The organism is Nocardia altamirensis NBRC 108246, assembly GCF_001612685.1.
Classification (GTDB): Bacteria; Actinomycetota; Actinomycetes; order Mycobacteriales; family Mycobacteriaceae; genus Nocardia; species Nocardia altamirensis.
Genome location: NZ_BDAY01000025.1, coordinates 1 through 15602 on the forward strand (window position 1 = coordinate 1; position 15602 = coordinate 15602).

At 66.6% G+C, this 15602-nt stretch carries 15 protein-coding genes and 1 pseudogene; 8 read left to right on the plus strand and 8 right to left on the minus strand.

Features of this window, described 5'->3' with window-relative positions:
• A pseudogene (locus tag NA11_RS45640) lies at positions 1-1034 on the plus strand (ATPase); the annotation flags it as partial.
• Positions 1035-1106: 72 nt separating this feature from the next.
• Here the strand turns inward: NA11_RS45640 and NA11_RS15785 are convergent.
• On the minus strand, positions 1107-1787 hold the full coding sequence (locus tag NA11_RS15785) for a class II aldolase/adducin family protein (RefSeq protein ID WP_218023312.1): 681 nt from the start codon (positions 1785-1787) through the stop codon (positions 1107-1109).
• 134 nt (positions 1788-1921) lie between these two features.
• Here NA11_RS15785 and NA11_RS15790 point away from each other — a divergent pair, with 134 nt between their 5' ends.
• Positions 1922-2824 carry an SGNH/GDSL hydrolase family protein gene (locus NA11_RS15790; protein WP_218023313.1) on the plus strand — a complete coding sequence of 301 codons (903 nt, stop codon included), beginning with the start codon at positions 1922-1924 and terminating at the stop codon, positions 2822-2824.
• 6 nt (positions 2825-2830) lie between these two features.
• Here NA11_RS15790 and NA11_RS15795 read toward each other — a convergent pair whose 3' ends face one another.
• A complete protein-coding gene (locus tag NA11_RS15795; protein ID WP_069162653.1) occupies positions 2831-4435 on the minus strand; it encodes an alkaline phosphatase D family protein in 1605 nt (534 codons plus the stop codon).
• A 346-nt stretch (positions 4436-4781) separates the two neighbouring features.
• Between NA11_RS15795 and NA11_RS15800 the strand changes: the two genes are divergently transcribed.
• The 3 genes from NA11_RS15800 (at position 4782) to NA11_RS15810 (ending at position 6507) form a co-directional block, all read left to right on the plus strand.
• Positions 4782-5063 carry a helix-turn-helix domain-containing protein gene (locus NA11_RS15800; protein ID WP_069162724.1) on the plus strand — a complete coding sequence of 94 codons (282 nt, stop codon included), beginning with the start codon at positions 4782-4784 and terminating at the stop codon, positions 5061-5063.
• 243 nt (positions 5064-5306) lie between these two features.
• A complete protein-coding gene (locus tag NA11_RS15805) occupies positions 5307-5726 on the plus strand; it encodes a hypothetical protein (protein WP_141717604.1) in 420 nt (139 codons plus the stop codon).
• Between the two features lie 46 nt (positions 5727-5772).
• Entirely contained in the window at positions 5773-6507 is a 735-nt protein-coding gene (locus NA11_RS15810; RefSeq protein WP_069162655.1) for a class I SAM-dependent methyltransferase, read from the plus strand.
• Between the two features lie 95 nt (positions 6508-6602).
• On the opposite strand, the gene NA11_RS15815 is transcribed toward NA11_RS15810, so the two are convergent.
• The 3 genes from NA11_RS15815 to NA11_RS15825 form a co-directional block, all read right to left on the minus strand.
• Positions 6603-7085 (minus strand): hypothetical protein, encoded by a 483-nt coding sequence (locus tag NA11_RS15815; protein ID WP_069162656.1) that lies wholly within the window; start codon positions 7083-7085, stop codon positions 6603-6605.
• A 675-nt stretch (positions 7086-7760) separates the two neighbouring features.
• Positions 7761-8372: a TetR/AcrR family transcriptional regulator gene (locus NA11_RS15820; RefSeq protein WP_069162657.1), complete on the minus strand. Its 612-nt coding sequence runs from the start codon at positions 8370-8372 to the stop codon at positions 7761-7763.
• 125 nt (positions 8373-8497) lie between these two features.
• Positions 8498-9166 (minus strand): TetR/AcrR family transcriptional regulator, encoded by a 669-nt coding sequence (locus NA11_RS15825; RefSeq protein ID WP_084654653.1) that lies wholly within the window; start codon positions 9164-9166, stop codon positions 8498-8500.
• A 134-nt stretch (positions 9167-9300) separates the two neighbouring features.
• Between NA11_RS15825 and NA11_RS15830 the strand changes: the two genes are divergently transcribed.
• Genes NA11_RS15830 through NA11_RS15840 form a run of 3 tightly spaced genes read left to right on the plus strand, consistent with a single transcriptional unit; the run spans position 9301 to position 13069 of the window.
• Positions 9301-10740 carry a cytochrome P450 gene (locus NA11_RS15830; protein ID WP_069162726.1) on the plus strand — a complete coding sequence of 480 codons (1440 nt, stop codon included), beginning with the start codon at positions 9301-9303 and terminating at the stop codon, positions 10738-10740.
• The gene (locus NA11_RS15835) at positions 10737-11537 is read left to right on the plus strand and encodes an SDR family NAD(P)-dependent oxidoreductase (protein ID WP_069162658.1); all 801 of its coding nucleotides are present in this window, start codon (positions 10737-10739) and stop codon (positions 11535-11537) included. The genes NA11_RS15830 and NA11_RS15835 overlap by 4 nt, the downstream gene beginning before the upstream one ends.
• A 26-nt stretch (positions 11538-11563) precedes the next feature.
• On the plus strand, positions 11564-13069 hold the full coding sequence (locus tag NA11_RS15840) for a flavin-containing monooxygenase (RefSeq protein ID WP_069162659.1): 1506 nt from the start codon (positions 11564-11566) through the stop codon (positions 13067-13069).
• Here the strand turns inward: NA11_RS15840 and NA11_RS15845 are convergent, their stop codons facing one another.
• From NA11_RS15845 to NA11_RS15855, 3 genes are all read right to left on the minus strand, one after another.
• Positions 13070-13720, minus strand: coding sequence for a response regulator (locus tag NA11_RS15845; protein ID WP_069162660.1), 651 nt, complete (start codon positions 13718-13720; stop codon positions 13070-13072).
• Entirely contained in the window at positions 13717-14982 is a 1266-nt protein-coding gene (locus NA11_RS15850; protein ID WP_084654663.1) for a sensor histidine kinase, read from the minus strand. The genes NA11_RS15845 and NA11_RS15850 overlap by 4 nt, the downstream gene beginning before the upstream one ends.
• A 94-nt stretch (positions 14983-15076) precedes the next feature.
• Positions 15077-15592 carry a hypothetical protein gene (locus NA11_RS15855; RefSeq protein ID WP_141717605.1) on the minus strand — a complete coding sequence of 172 codons (516 nt, stop codon included), beginning with the start codon at positions 15590-15592 and terminating at the stop codon, positions 15077-15079.
• Between the last annotated feature and the right edge of the window lie 10 nt (positions 15593-15602).

Consider the following 15602-nt stretch of genomic DNA (forward strand, 5'->3'; position numbering starts at 1 on the left):
TGGCCGGCGACGACCCCGCCGCGCTGGCCGCGGTCGCCCTTGCCGAGTGTGGGGTGCACACCGAGACCGTCTACGCGGACCGTGCCGAGCTGGAAACCGGGATGTCCGAGGCGCTCTCGCTCGCCGAGCGCGCGGTCGAACTGGCCTATCAGGCGGGCGATCCGGTGGCAGAGAGCGCGGCACTGGACGCGCTCGCCGCGGCACAGTGTTGGACAGGAGACACCTTCGCCACCGCCGAAACAACCCGTCGACGCGTCGAACTGCTTGCCACCGTGCCGGTTTCACCGGCCACCGAGCTCGAACGCGGCAACGCGCTCGCCGAGGCAGCCGAAACCTGTATCGGTGTCGGCGATCTGACCGGCGCGCGCCGCTGGGGCCGGCAGCTCCGCGACCTCCCGCTGCTCGCCGAACAGGGCGATTTCGCCACCTCCCGGCTGATGGTCGCGGAGGTGTTGGCAGGCAACCTCGATGAGGTACTTACCGGCAGTAGGCGTTTCCTGGACGCATGGGAACTGTCCGGACGCCTGCCTGCGCCGCACCTCGCGATGGCGGCGGCCGCGGTGGCGCTGGCGCACGGCCTGCGCGGCGACGACGCGGCGCGCGCCGAGTGGCTGGCGATCGTCGACGAGCTCTGCGTCGCTCCTGAGCAAAAGACTGTCTACAGTGCGGTTTTCGACGCCATCGTGCTACTGCACCACGGCCGCGCCGACCAAGCCATGGCAGGCCTGACCGCCGAACCCGACGAGCTCGACGGGCAGGTCATCTGGGTGTGGCGGCACTGGTACACCGCGCTCCGCGCCGAGGCCGCGGTGCTCGCCGACCATCCAGACGCCCGCGCCCACCTCGCCACCGCTCGAAAAGCAGTGGCGGGCAACCCGATCGCCGACGCCATCGTCGAAAGGGCAACGGCGCTTCTCGACGACGACCCGGCGCGCGTGCGCGCCACCGCAGCCGCGTTCGAAGCCGCGTCCTGCCCCTACCAGCAGGCGAGAAGCCTCACGCTCGCTGACGGCAAGCCCGCCACGACTCGCTGATCAACCCCGGAACCGTTCGAGACTCGCCTCGGACATGCGCCGTTGTCTGGAACAGGACCACCGCCAGCAGGTTCAGCGATTCCGGTCCGCCTCGAGCGCAACGGTGCTGCCGTATCCCCGGCTCAGCGTGGCAGCAAGCACGGATTGCTGCTGCTCAGCCTCGAGCGCGCGCGGGGAGCCCGCCGCTGCGGCGGTCAGGTAAATTCCGCTGATCCACTCCACCAGGTGGACATTGGCGATCGCCGCGTCCAGCGTCGGGCCGACGGCGACCGCACCGTGGTTGGCCATGATCGCAGCGCTCTTGTCGCGCAAAGCTTCTCGAACGCTGCTGGCGAGCTCGGTCGTGCCGAACGCGGCGAACGGAGCGACCCTGATCGCGCCGCCGAGCAGGAGCTGCTGATAGTGGATGCACGGCAGTTCGTCGCGCACCAGCGACAGCGCGATGGCGTTCGGCGAGTGGGTGTGCACGACCGCGGCCGCTTCGGAGTCCTGATAGACGCCGAGGTGCAGTTCCACCTCGGAGGTCGGCTGCCAGTCGCCGTCGATGATCGTGCCGTTCAGGTCGATGACCGTGACGTGCTCCGGTTCCGCCGCTGCGAGGGCCAGGCCGGTCGCGGTCACCGCGACAAGATCGCCCTGTCGGCAACTCACATTGCCTGCAGTGCCGATGACCAGACCGTCGGCGGCAAGTCGGCGTGCCGCGGCGGCGACCGCCGCACGTGGCAGGGTGAAATCAGCGTTTCGGGGGGTCACATCGCGCACGGTACCCGTATAACTGAAGCAAGTTCAGGTTCGGTTCAAAGCTGGTCAGAGCATTACCGACACGTCTGACGCCTTCGGCGTCCAACGACGCGCCGACCATGTCCATCGATCCGCGAGGAGTGAGCATGAACAGCACGACAAGCATGTCCCACCGCCCACGGGCCGCGGTCATGGTCGCGGCCCTCGGCTGTGCAATGACCGCCGTCTCGCTCGGGTCGGCAACAGCGGAACCGAGCACCGGCGGTGTCTACGTGGCATTGGGCGATTCGGATGCCGCCGGGTCGGTGGTCTTCCCGCAATCAGATCTGCTCACCTGCGCGCGGTCGACAGTCAACTACCCCTCGTTGGTGGCGAAAGCATTGCAGGTGCCCACCTTCCGTGATGTCACCTGCGCCAGTGCCACCACCAGGCATCTCACCCAGCCGCAGCCCGGCAACGTCGCAGGCGTCGCGCCACCGCAGTTCGACGCGCTCAGCGCCGACACCACGCTGGTCACGATGTCGATGGGCGGCAATGACATCGGGATCGCCGACGACACCTACGGGTGCATCAGCTTCTTTCCCGAGGCAGCCGATCGCTCGTGCGCCGCCGACTTCACCGCAGGCGGTCGCGACATGTTCGCCGAACGAACCGACGCGCTCGCGGCGACCTACGGCGACGTCATCGAACAAATCCACGCACGCGCGCCACGCGCACGGGTGCTCGTCGTCGGCTACCAGTACTTCTTCCGCCCCGGCGGATGTCCTGCGACACACCCGATTTCGCCCCGCGACAGCGACTACCTCCAGCAGAAGCTCTCCCGCCTCAATGCCATGATTGCCGAGCAAGCCGCCGCGCACAACGCCACCTACATCGATCTCGAGCCGTCGACGATCGGCCACGATGCGTGCGCTCCGGTCGGCGACCGCTGGGCCGAGGGCATCATTCCGTCGCCACCGACCGGGGGAACGTCGTTGTTTCCGATCCATCCGAACGCCGCCGGATACGAGAACACTGCCCGCCAGATACTGGCAGCCCTCGGCCACTAGCGACGCTCAGAGCGCTTCGATGATCGATTGGCCGGACGGGGTGCGGAAGGACCTGGTGGTGACGCCCGCGTTCGGATCGAGTTTGTCCACCGAGCGGAAGTGGAACCGCGCCTCGTTCGATGCCACTTCCAGCACGCCATAGCCGTGGTCGACCATGTTGATGTACTTCGCGTGCGGGTTGCGGGCGTGCCTGGCTGCCTCCTCGTTGTGCGCGGCAACGACGGGATCGCCTGCGTCCGTGGGGAGATAGCCGCCGTCGCCTGCGTTGGTCGAGGTGACCGACGGGACAAGGTATTCCACGGCCGCGCGTGTGGTGCCGGGCGGATTGACCTGCGTGCCGGTGACGGTGCCAGGCGCAAAGCCGGTGTCCCACAGTTCGCCTGCGTATCCGTTGTGATCGTCGCCGGTGACCAGGACCATGTTCTTGATCTGTGCGGCCGCGGTGGACAGGATGTGGGTCCGCTCGGCGCCGTAGCCGTCCCAGCTGTCCATGAAGGCGCGGCGGCCGTCGTCGCCGGTCACCATGCCCATCATCATCACCGCGTTGCCCATCACCTTCCAGGTCGCGTCCGAGCCGCTCATGCCGTCGAGCAGCCACCGAGTTTGGTTGTCGCCGAGCATGCTTCGGCCGCCCGCATCCGCGGCCGAACACACCCCTGACGCGTCACCGCACGGTTGTGCGTCCCGATACTGCCGATCGTCCTGTACCCACAGCTCGACGGTCTTCCCCAGCCGCAGCGATCGATGCGTGCGGTTCGGCGCACCGGGAAAGCGCGGGACCGGCATGTGCTCGAACCACGCCTGCCAGGCCCACTGCTTCTTCTGCTCGAAACCGACTGCGCCCTCGACCTTGTCGGCGCCGAATCCGGTCCAGCCTTCCTTCCAGTAGTTGTTGCGGTATTCGTGGTCATCCCACATGGGCACGAAGGCATGGCGGCTGTGCATCAACTGAAGATCGGTGTCCGAGCGATACTTTCGGTACTTCTCCCGCATCTGTTCCAGCAGCTGCGGATAGGCGTTGACTTCGACGCCGCGGACACCAGGCTTGGTGAACTCGTAGATGTAGTCGCCGAGGCAGATCACCAGATCGAGGTCTTCGGCGGCGAGGTGGCGATGCGCGGCGTAGTAGCCTTCCTCGAACGCTTGACAGGCGAACCAGCCGATCTTCACCGGCTCGTTGGAGTCGGCCGGACGGAGTGTCTTGAACCGGCCGACCGCCGATTCCGTTCCCCTGCCCCGGAATTGGTAGAAGTACTGCTCCCCCGGCCGTAGCCCGGCGGCCTCGAAATGGACGGTGCCGTCGGCGCCGGTGGTGGCGGTCTCGGTCAGCTCCGGACTGGACAGATCGTCGCGGCGGGACACGACGACCGCCAGCTTCCCCGCCGACCCCGCGCTGCCACCGCTGACCCTGGTCCACAGCGTCGCCCCGTCGGTCCGCGGCACACCGGCCATCACCCCGGTGCCGAACAGCGGATTCCCGATCAAATCGGCGGCACCGTCGGGCGCCTGCCGCAAAATCGGCGCAGCGAACCCGGAAGCGGGCAGTGCCAGCATTCCGCCAGCGACCGCCAGACCGGCGAAGAACGAACGGCGAGGCACACTGCTGGTCATAACGCTCTCCTGTGGATCATCGTCGAATCATCAGGTCACGCGGGACAAATCGTACAGGCCGGTCGGTCTCATCTTTCGCGACGCGGCTGCCACCGCCGGGGACTGTAACGTAAGTTCGCCTCCGTAGCTACAGCTGCGCAACCGCGATCCGGCGGATGAGAGCCACGTCACTTACCCCGAGCACGGCCGCGGATTCCCGACGCGAACCCCCTGCACACAAATGGTTCGCGCAATGAAACAAGACCCCAGAACTGCGGGCTGAGACGTGGCGAATTCCAAACGGCGGCAACGGATCATATATTCGAGGGGAATCTGGTCCGCAGCCTTGGAGGAGGTGTGGCGGCGAATGACCTCCATCATTCTCGACCACAGAGCACGACCCGACCGGCCGACGAGATGGCGCAACCCGCGCCTCTTGACGCGCGAACAGGAAGTACTCGTCGCGTGGGTGCGGTCCGGCTCGAAAACCGCAGTGGGAACACAATTGTCCCTGTCCGTCGGGACGATCGACGCGCACCTCGCCCGCATCCGCGACAAGTACGCCGCGGTCGGGCGGGCAGCCGAGACCAAGGCGGCCCTGGTGGCGCGCGCACTGCAGGACGGCCTGATCGTCCTCGACGATCTCTAGCCGGTGCCCCCGGCAACGGTGTCGGACATTTGACCTACAGACAAACGATGCGAAGCCGTGACATCGTCAGAGTTCGCGGACGAAACAGGACTGGGCATCCGGCGAAGGCCGCGCCGTCGTGCAGATCAGTTGCGCCCACGATCTTCTAGCGTTGATAACCCGGGAAACGGTCGCCGGACCAGCGACCGCAGTCGGAAGTGGTGGGCACCTGTCATGAACCGTCGGCACACCTACGAGGTGACTGTGTCAGCCTCGGCTCTCGGCGAGCTCATCCTCGCAGTACACGAGGCAGCAGGCCAATCGGGCGGACCGTCGGCGCGCCGATGGCGCTACGGCAACGTCGTCGGCATCAGCACGCCGCGCGTCCGCGACCTGGCGCTGGCCACGGTGCACGTCAAACATCTCGTCGAAGGGCGCCCGATCGCGGCGATCACCGTCGCCGCCCACCGCAAGGTCGCCGTCGACGTCGTCTTCGTCCTCGACGAGTTCCAGGCGGCAGCGCAATTCCATTGCGCGACAACAGGCTCCGAACAAGTACTGGAACAGGAAACGCACTGGGCCGAGTACCTCGCCACCAAAACCTCGGCGGCCCTCACCGCGACAGACATCGCCGCCAGCCTGTCCCGCGGCTGCCCGAGCGCCACCGATTCCACCGCAGGCTGAACCGCAGCACACCAGCTGAAACCGCCAGCTCAGGAATACTAGGCTGGTGGTGACCGAGCGAGACTACGACGCGAATCCGGAACGGTTCCGTGCCGGTAGCCGGATCACCGCGGCTTACCTGCGTCCCGGTCCGACCTTGTACGAGAAGATCGCTCGCGTGATTGCCGAGCGGCGCGCTGCTCGCGTGCTTGATCTCGGTTGCGGGGACGGCGCGTTCGGCGCCGCCGTGTGCATGCTGCCCGATCCGCCGTGGGTGGTGGGCCTGGATGCGGCCGCGGCGCTGCTGTCGACCGTGCCCGGCCCGGTGGTCCTGGCGGATGTCACGGCAATTCCGTTCGCGGACAAGGTCTTCGATGCGGTGGTCGCGGTGAACGTTTTCGACCATCTGCCGGATCCTGCCGTCGCAGTGCGCGCCGCGCATCGAGTGCTGCGGCCGGGCGGCGCACTGATCGCCGGCGCGATCAGCCGCCGGGACTCACCGGAACTGGCCGCCGTGTGGCGGCCAGCGCCGACGCCGTTCGATGCCGAAGAGGCTCCCGGGATCGTCGGATCGGTCTTCGCTCACGTGACCGTGGACAACTGGGACGCTCCCCTGCTCACGCTTCCCGACGCGGCGGCGATCGCCGACTATCTGATCGTCAGATTCGTGCCGCCGGATCAGGCCGTGGCAAAAGCACACGAACTGCCTGCGCCGCTGGTGGTTACCAAACGCGGCACGCTCGTGATCGCCAGCGATTCGCGAGCAACCCACCGCACAGGTCGCGACGCGAACCAGGCGTGATACTTACGATATCGGCCATCTCCGCGGGATGAATTCCCACAGTCAGGAACACCGGAATAAGACACGCAACTCCCAGCGACACCTGCGCAGGGATGTCAGGTGAATTGCGATGTGGTGATTACGCCTTCGACCTCGGCGGGCTGACGAGTGGGCAGCACCGGCATCGCGTTGTTGCTGTAGCGGTGTTTGACGAGCGCGGCGGCGTCCTCGGCCGTTTCCGGGCGCCACGGCCTGGTCGACAGCTTTTCCAGCACGCAGATCAGCAGCATTTGCCTGGTGCGGGTGACCGGGTGGCAGTCCACCTCCGAACCTCCGCCGTCCTCTTCGTGCGGGACGGTCTCGGTCAGCAGCCAGTAGAGCTCGGGCCCGAGCAGGATCGACTCACCGTGGTTGTCGTTGAACCACCGCACCGAGTACTCGATCAGCAGGTCCGCGATCTGCCCACTCTGCTTCAGCGCATCGACCAGCCGAGGCAGTCCCCCAGTGCCTTCCACATTCCGCTGGATGAGGGTCGCGATTCGGTCCGCGACCTCGCGTAGCTGGGTGATGTCATGGTCCGGCCGCTTGGGCAGGGTCATCGAATCTCCTAACAGGGGCGGGTTCCACGCGCGGGTGGCTGGTCTTGGCACGACTGATCGGGTCGAGTCGCCGACGGTGAGTCTTGTTCGGTCTCGAGTCAGCGCGTTCGGCACCAACACCGGACGCCTGTTCTCGCTCACAACAATCCCGATCTGCCGGTGCGCGCCCGGCGGTGTGCTCGGATCGGGCCGGTTCGGCCCATTCCCGTCCCCGCCACAATTCAGCATTCGTCCACTGGTTGTCAATGGCCGCGCAACAGCTGATAGATATCACATAGTCGGCCCGGTTTCGCCGTGCCGAATGACAACGAAAACGTTTGAGCAGCAACGCGTTCAGCGACCGTTCATCGGATAAGATCAACGTTCATATCGCGTGATACCACCCGTGTCGGCAAAGTCTTCGTAAACCTGCGTTATAGCGAATGGATCTATTTGATGTACGGGCGTCGACGCACAAAGCGCCGACACAATCGCCGTTATCTTTCAATCCGCAGCTGCACTGTTGTGGCGCAATACTTTTCGGTCGATTTTCCCGGTCGAGGTGCGCGGTATCTCGGTGCTGAGATAGATGTCGCGCGGTTGTTCGAAGCGCGACACCCGACTACGGAGGAAGTCCCGTTTCTCTGCCGCCGCAGGGTCGCGACGGCGCGCGGCAACACGAAGGCGACCAGTCGATCAACGAGATTCATACCGAACGTCCTTCGGGAGGAGACCACAGACAAAGGTCCGCGCCGCCATGCCGACCGCCTGATCCCAGGTATAGCTGTGCATGTGGCGACGGAGACTGGTGAAGTGATCGGCCAGTCCCACGACGGTGGACCACAGCACGACCAGCGCCAGCTCGGGTTCTTCGAGGCCGAGTCGGCTGCCGAACGACTGCAGTGCGGCGAGTAGGCGTCCCGCCGCCATGACCAGCTGATCGGCGGTCGCCGGATCGAGGTCGTCTTTGCGTCCGACCAGCGACAGCACGTCGAGTTCCTTGCCGAACTCCGCGTACACATCGCGGTAGGCGGTGGCGATCAGCACGAACAGCTCACCCAAGTCGTCCGCGGCGGCGAGTTCCGGTTCGATCTCGGCCAGCATCCGGTCGAGACGTTCGGCGTACATGGCGGCGTACAACGCCTCTTTCGTCGCGAAGTAGGTGTACACGGTGCCCAACCCGACACCGGCGCGCTGCGCGACTCCACGCATCTGCAATTCACCGATGCCATTCTCGCGCAACAGCATTCGTCCTGCTTCGAGAATATCGCGGCGTCGCGCCTCCCGATCGCCCCATTGCGTCGGCATAAGTCCACCTATTCTGAACAAGGTTCAATATGAACTTCGTTCATAATTGGTGGCCCCGAGATCCAGGTCAACGCAATGTGACGCACGTCTCCGACCAAGCGGAGACGGCTACCTACCGCAGCTGCTCAGGGCTTGTTCGCGGCATCTGCCATGGAGAACTCACCGATCGACCCCGGCTTGAAGTAGGTCTGTGCGAAGGCCTGCACCAGGGTGTCGACATGGTCGACGATGTCTTTCGCGGTGCCGTCGAAGACGCCGGACTGCCAGGCACTGACCAGCTCGACGAAGCCGCCGACGCCGAAGATCGCGGCCATGCGAATCTGTTTCTGGTCCGCGTCGGGCGGCAGAAACCGTTGTGCCGCAATGACCACCAGATCACTGGTCATCTGAACCGCGGTGCTGCGGCAGACCTCGAGCCTGGGGCTACCGCCGTGGTGCATCAGCAGGATTCGACCGTAGGCGGGGTCGGCAGCCAACTTGTCGACGATTTCCGCCGCGGCGCGATGCGCGATCACATCCGGTCGCTCTCCTTGACTCTGCCGATAGATGTCGGCGATCACGCTGAGCATGTCGTCGCGCACGCTCTCCCATGCCGCGACAAGCAGGCCGTCGAGGTCGGTGAACTCCTCGTAGAAGTACCGATCGTTGATTCCGGTCAGTGCGCAGACCCGCCGTTTCGACACCGCCGCCCAGCCGTCTTCGCGCCAGATACCGATGGTCGCATCGATGAAACGGCTGCGACGTTCGGCGCGGCGTTCAGCGGCGGTCCGGCCGCCCCACGTTCCTCCTCGCACACCTACATCTTGACAACCAGGACCCGTCGAACACAAACTGATGCCATGCGGCACCAATGGTGCACATCGGCCCCACTCTCCGCGGCGAGACCGCAACTCGCCCCGACCTGGTTGGCCGAGAAAGGAATTCGGCAATGTCGACAGTCACCGAGGACCGACAGACCCGCACTCGACAGGTGCTGCTGCCGGGACGACCCGCCAAACACGCCAACGCGCTCGTCGCCACCGTGGAAGCGCTGACCATCGGGCTGGAGGAGCAGGGCGGCCTGATAGCGCGCATGCGCGGCACCGAAATGCTCCGCTTCCGAGCAGGCACCCGCCGCTTTCTCGCACTCACCAACCCCGAGCACGTCGATCACGTCCTGCACGCCGGGCGGCTGAACTATCACAAATCGTTCGAATACGAGCTGCTCCGCGCGCTGCTCGGGGTCAGCCTGTTCACCGACGAGGACGAATCCTGGCAACGCCATCGCACGCTGCTGTCCCCGATGTTCGGCAGGCGGCATCTCAACGGGCTCGTCGACCTGATGATCGAACCGATCCAGGCGAGCATCGATGCGCTGGACGCGCACTCCGGCCGGGTCGAGATCGACATGGTCGGCGAGATGGTCGAGCTGACCCTCAATGTCGTCGGAAACGCCCTGTTCGGCCAGCAATTCGGCCGCATCGCGCACAGCATGTCCGGATACGTCACGGGCGGACTGCGTTTCGCCGAACGACTGGAGCGCGTCTTCCTCGTCGCCGCACCGCCGAAGCTGCTGTGGCGGGCCGCGGCACGGACCGCGTTCACCCCGGTGCCGCTGCCGCCGCCGTTGCATCGCATCCAGAAGATCGTCAGGATCCTCGACGGCGCCGTCTGGGATCTCGTCAACGACCGCGTCGAGCACCCGACCGACTCGCCTGACCTCCTCAACCATCTGCTCAACGCCGCGGACGACGACGGTCGACTGCCATTGAAGCGGGTGCGCGACGAGTCGTTGACCTTCATGCTCGCCGGACACGAAACCACCGCGAACGCGCTGTCCTGGATGTGGTATCTGCTCGCGCTCAACCCGGACGCCAGAGCCAGATTGCTCGACGAGGTGGACACGGTCCTGCAAGGCAGAACGCCCACCGCCGAAGACATTGCGCAATTGCCTTGGACCACAGCGTGTTTCCTGGAGGCGATGCGTTACTACTCCCCCGCGTGGGCGATCCCCCGCGTCGCCGTCGACGACGACGTGATCGACGGCCATCACGTGCGCAAGGGCACCGCGGTGATCATCCCGGTGCATCACATTCACCACGACGAGAAGCTGTGGCCGAACCCCGACGAATTCGACCCGTCGCGGTTCCTGCCCGGCGCGAGCAAGGGCCGCCCGCGCTCGGCCTATCTGCCCTTCGGCGGCGGCAAGCGCATCTGCATCGGATCCAGCTTCGCGACTATGGAATCCGTCCTCATCGCCGCCATGTTCAGCCAGAAGTACGTGTTCGATCTCGTGCCGGGACACCCTGTCGAGCCGGAAGCCACGCTGACCTTGCGGCCTCGTCACGGCATCCGGATGACCGCGCGTCGCCGCGAGACCGCCCGATGAGCCGCATCGACCCACGCGGCGCGGTCGTGGTGGTGACCGGAGCAGGCAACGGCATCGGCGCCGCCACCGCGAAGCGATATGCCGGGCTCGGCGCGCAGGTGTGCGTGGTCGACATCGACGAATCAGCCGCGCACGCCAGCGCGGCGGCGTGTCGCGCGGCGGGCGGCCAGGCACACGTATTCCCTTGCGACGTCGCCGATGTCGGCGCGCTGCGGGCACTTGCGGACACCGTCGCCACGACAGTGGGACCGGTCGATGTCTTGGTGAACAATGCGGGCGTCGGGGTCGGCGGCCCCTTCCTCGACACCTCCCTCGACGACTGGCAGTGGCTGCGTTCGATCAACCTCGACGCGGTGGTGCACGGCTGCCACCTGTTCGGCGCGGCGATGGTCGAGCGCGGCAGCGGACATATCGTCAATGTCGCCTCGGGCGCGGCGTACATCCCCAACAAACGGATGGCGACGTACTGCGCGTCGAAGGCCGCCGTCGTCATGCTGTCCCGATGCCTGCGCGCGGACTGGGCCGCCAACCATGTCGGGGTCAGCGCGGTGTGTCCCGGCGTCATCAACACCGGAATCCTCGACCGAACGCGCCTGCGGGGCAGCGCGATCAGCGAACGAGCTTGGATGGCAAAGGCATTCAGCTACAGCCATGCGCCGGACAGCGTCGCGAAGGCGATCGTCGGCGCGGTCGCCCACAATCGTGCGCAGGTCTCGGTGGGCATCGAGGCGCAACTCGCTTATCACAGCCTCCGGCTGTTACCCGGCGCGGTTCAAGACGTGTTGGCTCGGGCATGAAGCCCCCGTCGAATGGGAAGAACGCTATGCAGATCAGCGCACCGCCCGACCATGAAATCGTCGTCATCGGTGCGGGTTTCGCCGGCATCGGGTTCGGCATCAAGCTGCTCGACGCCGGGTTCGCGGACTTCGTCATCCTCGACGAGGCCGACGGCGTCGGCGGCACCTGGCACTGGAATACCTACCCGGGCATCGCGGTCGATATCCCGTCGTTCAGCTACCAGTACTCCTTCGAGCCCCGACCGACGTGGACCCGCACCTACGCACCGGGGCGCGAGCTGAAACGGTATGCCGAACACTGCGTCGACAAGTACGGTTTGCGCCCCTACCTGCGGCTCGGCACCTCGATCAGCTCGGCCGAGTACGACGAGGACCGCAACCTGTGGCGGCTCACCACCGCGGCGGGCGAGGTGTCGACCGCGCGGTTCGTGATCAACGCGGCCGGTGTGCTGACCCGGCCCAATTTGCCCGACATCGCCGGAATCGACGATTTCGCCGGCGCGGTCATGCATACGTCCCGGTGGGATCACGACCAGGAGCTGGACGGCAAGCGCATCGGCATCATCGGAACCGGCGCGTCCGCCGTCCAGGTGATCCCCGAGATCGCCTCGCGCGCCGAGCATCTGACGGTGTTCCAGCGCACACCGATCTGGTGTCTGCCGAAACCCGACGTCCCCCTTGCCGGCTCGTTTCGCTGGACGCTGCGTCGTGTCCCAGGCGCCCAGCGGGTGGTCCGAGCCGCGAGCCAGGCCTTCGTTGAGGTGACCTTCCCGATCGCCGCGCACTTCCACGGCATCCTCCCCGCAGGCCCGCTCGGCGAACGCTTCGGCCGCGCCTACCTGCGCCGCCAGGTGGACGATCCGGTCGTGCGCGACAAGCTCACGCCGCGTTACGGACTCGGCTGCAAGCGGCCGAGCTTTCACAACAGCTACCTCCGGACGTTCAACCGCCCCAACGTCCACCTGGAGACCAGCTCCATCACCCACATCGACGACAGCGCCGTGCACACCGCCGACGGCGCCCGCCACGGCATCGATGTCCTCATCCTCGCAACAGGTTTCAAGGTGATGGACCCGGGCAACATGCCGACCTACCGGCTCCTCGGCGCTGGCGGCCGCGATCTCGAACGCTGGTGGCACGAACACCGCCTGCACGCCTACGAGGGCGTCAGCGTCCCCGGTTTCCCGAACCACTTCGCCATCTTCGGCCCATACGGCTACAACGGCTCCTCATACTTCGCCCTCATCGAGGCCCAGACCGCGCACATCCTGCGCTGCCTGAAACAGGCACGTGCGGTGCGCGCCAACCACATCGAGGTCACGGCCGAGGCGAACGAACGATTCTTCGCCGAGATGCTGGCCCGCCGCAGGCACCAGATCTTCTGGCAGGACAGCTGTGCGACGGCGAACAGCTACTACTTCGATATCCACGGTGATGTGCCGCTGCGCCCGACCACGACGGTGGAATCCGCCTGGCGCAGTACCCATTTCCCGCTGGACGACTACCAGTTCCAGCGCATCGATGCGAGCTGATCAACTCATCATGCCGCTCTGATAGGCCAGCACGACCGCCTGGGTTCGATCACGAGAACCCGTCTTGGCGATCACGTGCGCGACATGGGTGCGCGTGGTCGCCTCACTGATGAACAGTTCGGCACTGATCTCGGCATTGGAGCGCCCGCGTGCCATGAGCACCAACACTTCTCGCTCGCGCGCGGTCAACGCCGAGAGCGTGGCGGGTGCGGTGACCACCCGGGGCCCAGCCCGACGCAGCGCACCGAGGACGCCGCCGACGATGGCCGGATCGAGCCAGCCCTCACCCGCCGCGCAGCAGCGGACCGCCTGCACGAGGTCGGCGGGTGCGGCATGTTTGAGCAGGAAACCGCTCGCGCCTGCGGCCAGCGCCTCCTGGACAGCGGAGTCTTCCTGGAAGGTGGTGAGCACCAGCACCGCCGGTGCGTCCGCAGTGGCGGTGATCGCCTTGGTCGCGCCGACGCCGCCCAGGATCGGCATCCGCAGATCCATCAGGACCACCTGGGGTGCAAGCGTTTTCACCGCGTCGATCGCGGCCGCGCCGTCGCCGACCTCGCCGACCACCTCGATGTCGGGTGCGGTGCCGAGCAACAGCACACAGCCCGCGCGAACCAGCGCCTCGTCCTCGGCGACAAGCACGGTAATCGTCACGACACCTCGATCGACGCAGCAGCGGGCAGCGTGGCGTGCAGGTACCAGCCGTCGTTGTCCGGCCTGGAGATCAGCTCGCCGCCGAGCGCGTCGAGACGTTCCCGCAGTCCGCGCAGCCCGTTCCCGGTCGACAGCGCGGCGGCCGCTGCGGGCGGCGCGCATCCGCCGAAGCTGCGCACGGTGAGGTCGAGAACGCGTTTGTCCCAGGCGATGCCGAGCTCGACCGTCGCGCCTCGGCCCGCGTGTTTGGTGACGTTGGTCAGCGACTCCTGGACGATCCGGTAGGCCGCGAGGTCGGCCTCAGGTGGCAACGGTCGCGCGGTGCCGGTTACGTCGACCCGCACGTCGAGGCCTGCGCTACGGGCGGATTCGAGCAGCCGCTCGACATCGGCGAGCCGGGCGGGCACGGTGCCATCGGGGTCGGTAGAGCGCAGCAGTCCGAGCATCGAGTGCAATTCGGTCATCGCCTGCGCGCCTGCCTGTTCGATGACCTCCAGCGCCTGCCGCACCCGTTGGTCGCCACCGCCTGCGAGTGCGCGGGCGGCCCCCGCGTGCAGGATCATGCCCGCCACCGCGCCCGTGACACTGTCGTGCAGCTCGTGCGCGAGCCGCAATCGCTGTGCGGCAAGCGCCTTTTCGGCTTCGGCGGCGATGCGCTCGCGCTCGGCGCGCGCATGCTGTTCGCGGAGGTTGGCCAGCCTGCCGAGCCCCCAGGCGATGGACAGGATGATCGCCCAGGTCGCCGCGACGGCGATGAAGTCGACAACTCGGGCTTGGGACGGGGTCGACTGTGTGGTCCGGTAGCTGAAGAAGCCGAGCGGCAAGGCAGAGGCGACGAATATCAGCCGTGCGGTCGAGGCGGGCACGCTGCTCGCCGCCGTGTACACCGCCACAAGCAAGTACGCGACCGGAAAGTAACCGGGGACAACCAGATTGACGGTGGTGTAGAGCCACACCACCACCCACACGCCCAGCGGAAACCGATGTCGCAGCAGCAACGTGGCGCACAGGGCGATGGCGGCGGCAGGCACCACCCACAGCGGCAGCGTCGCGCCGCCCGCCATCTTCTGGTCCCCACTCCAGAAGGCCAGGTCCACCGCACCGGCGACCATGACCAGTGCCACGTCGGCGACCCGACGACGCAGGAGCGGAGCCAACGCCACCCCAACAGCTTCCGCAGGCGCGGTGCGCCCATCGGACGCGGGAACCGCCGCAGCCCGACGCGAACTGCCGCGTCGCCCCAGCACTGTCCGTCGCGTCATGAGCAGCAGTTTCCCACGAATCGCTGCGGCGGGTTGGCTGTTCAACCCGCTCTCACCTGCCGAGACAGCCTCCCCGGCTACCGAATTGGTGGGATCACCCGCCGCCGAACAGGCGCCGGATCCACCGGATCGGATCCTCCACGGGCTCGCCACCCGCCCCTGGCGGCAACCCCGCTTCGGCGATCAACTCCGCGAACGGGTCATGCGGTGCCGGGGGTGGCGGCGGCACGTCGGCGAGCACCTGGCGCACGGCGGCGACGATCTCGTCGTTGGTCGGCATATGGAACCGCTCGATGCCGAATTCCTCGTCGACAAGCGTGAGCGGTAGACCGTGCTCCGGCGCCCTCGAAGCGACCGCGAGTTCGAGAAACACGAGTTCCGGTGCGTCGGGCACCACCCTGACCTGCGCCACATCGATGACCTCGGTGATGTCGTGTTCGGCGGCGAAGACGCCGACGCGCACCGGTCGCTGCTGCGCGGCCAGCGCCTGATTCAACAGCGGATGGACCAGCACGAAATCCGACTCGATCAAGGTGCCCGCACCGAGGCGCTCCCCGGTGGCACCCGCACCGTCGACCGCGTACACGACGACCAAGGTCTGCTTCGTCATGCGCAGCAGT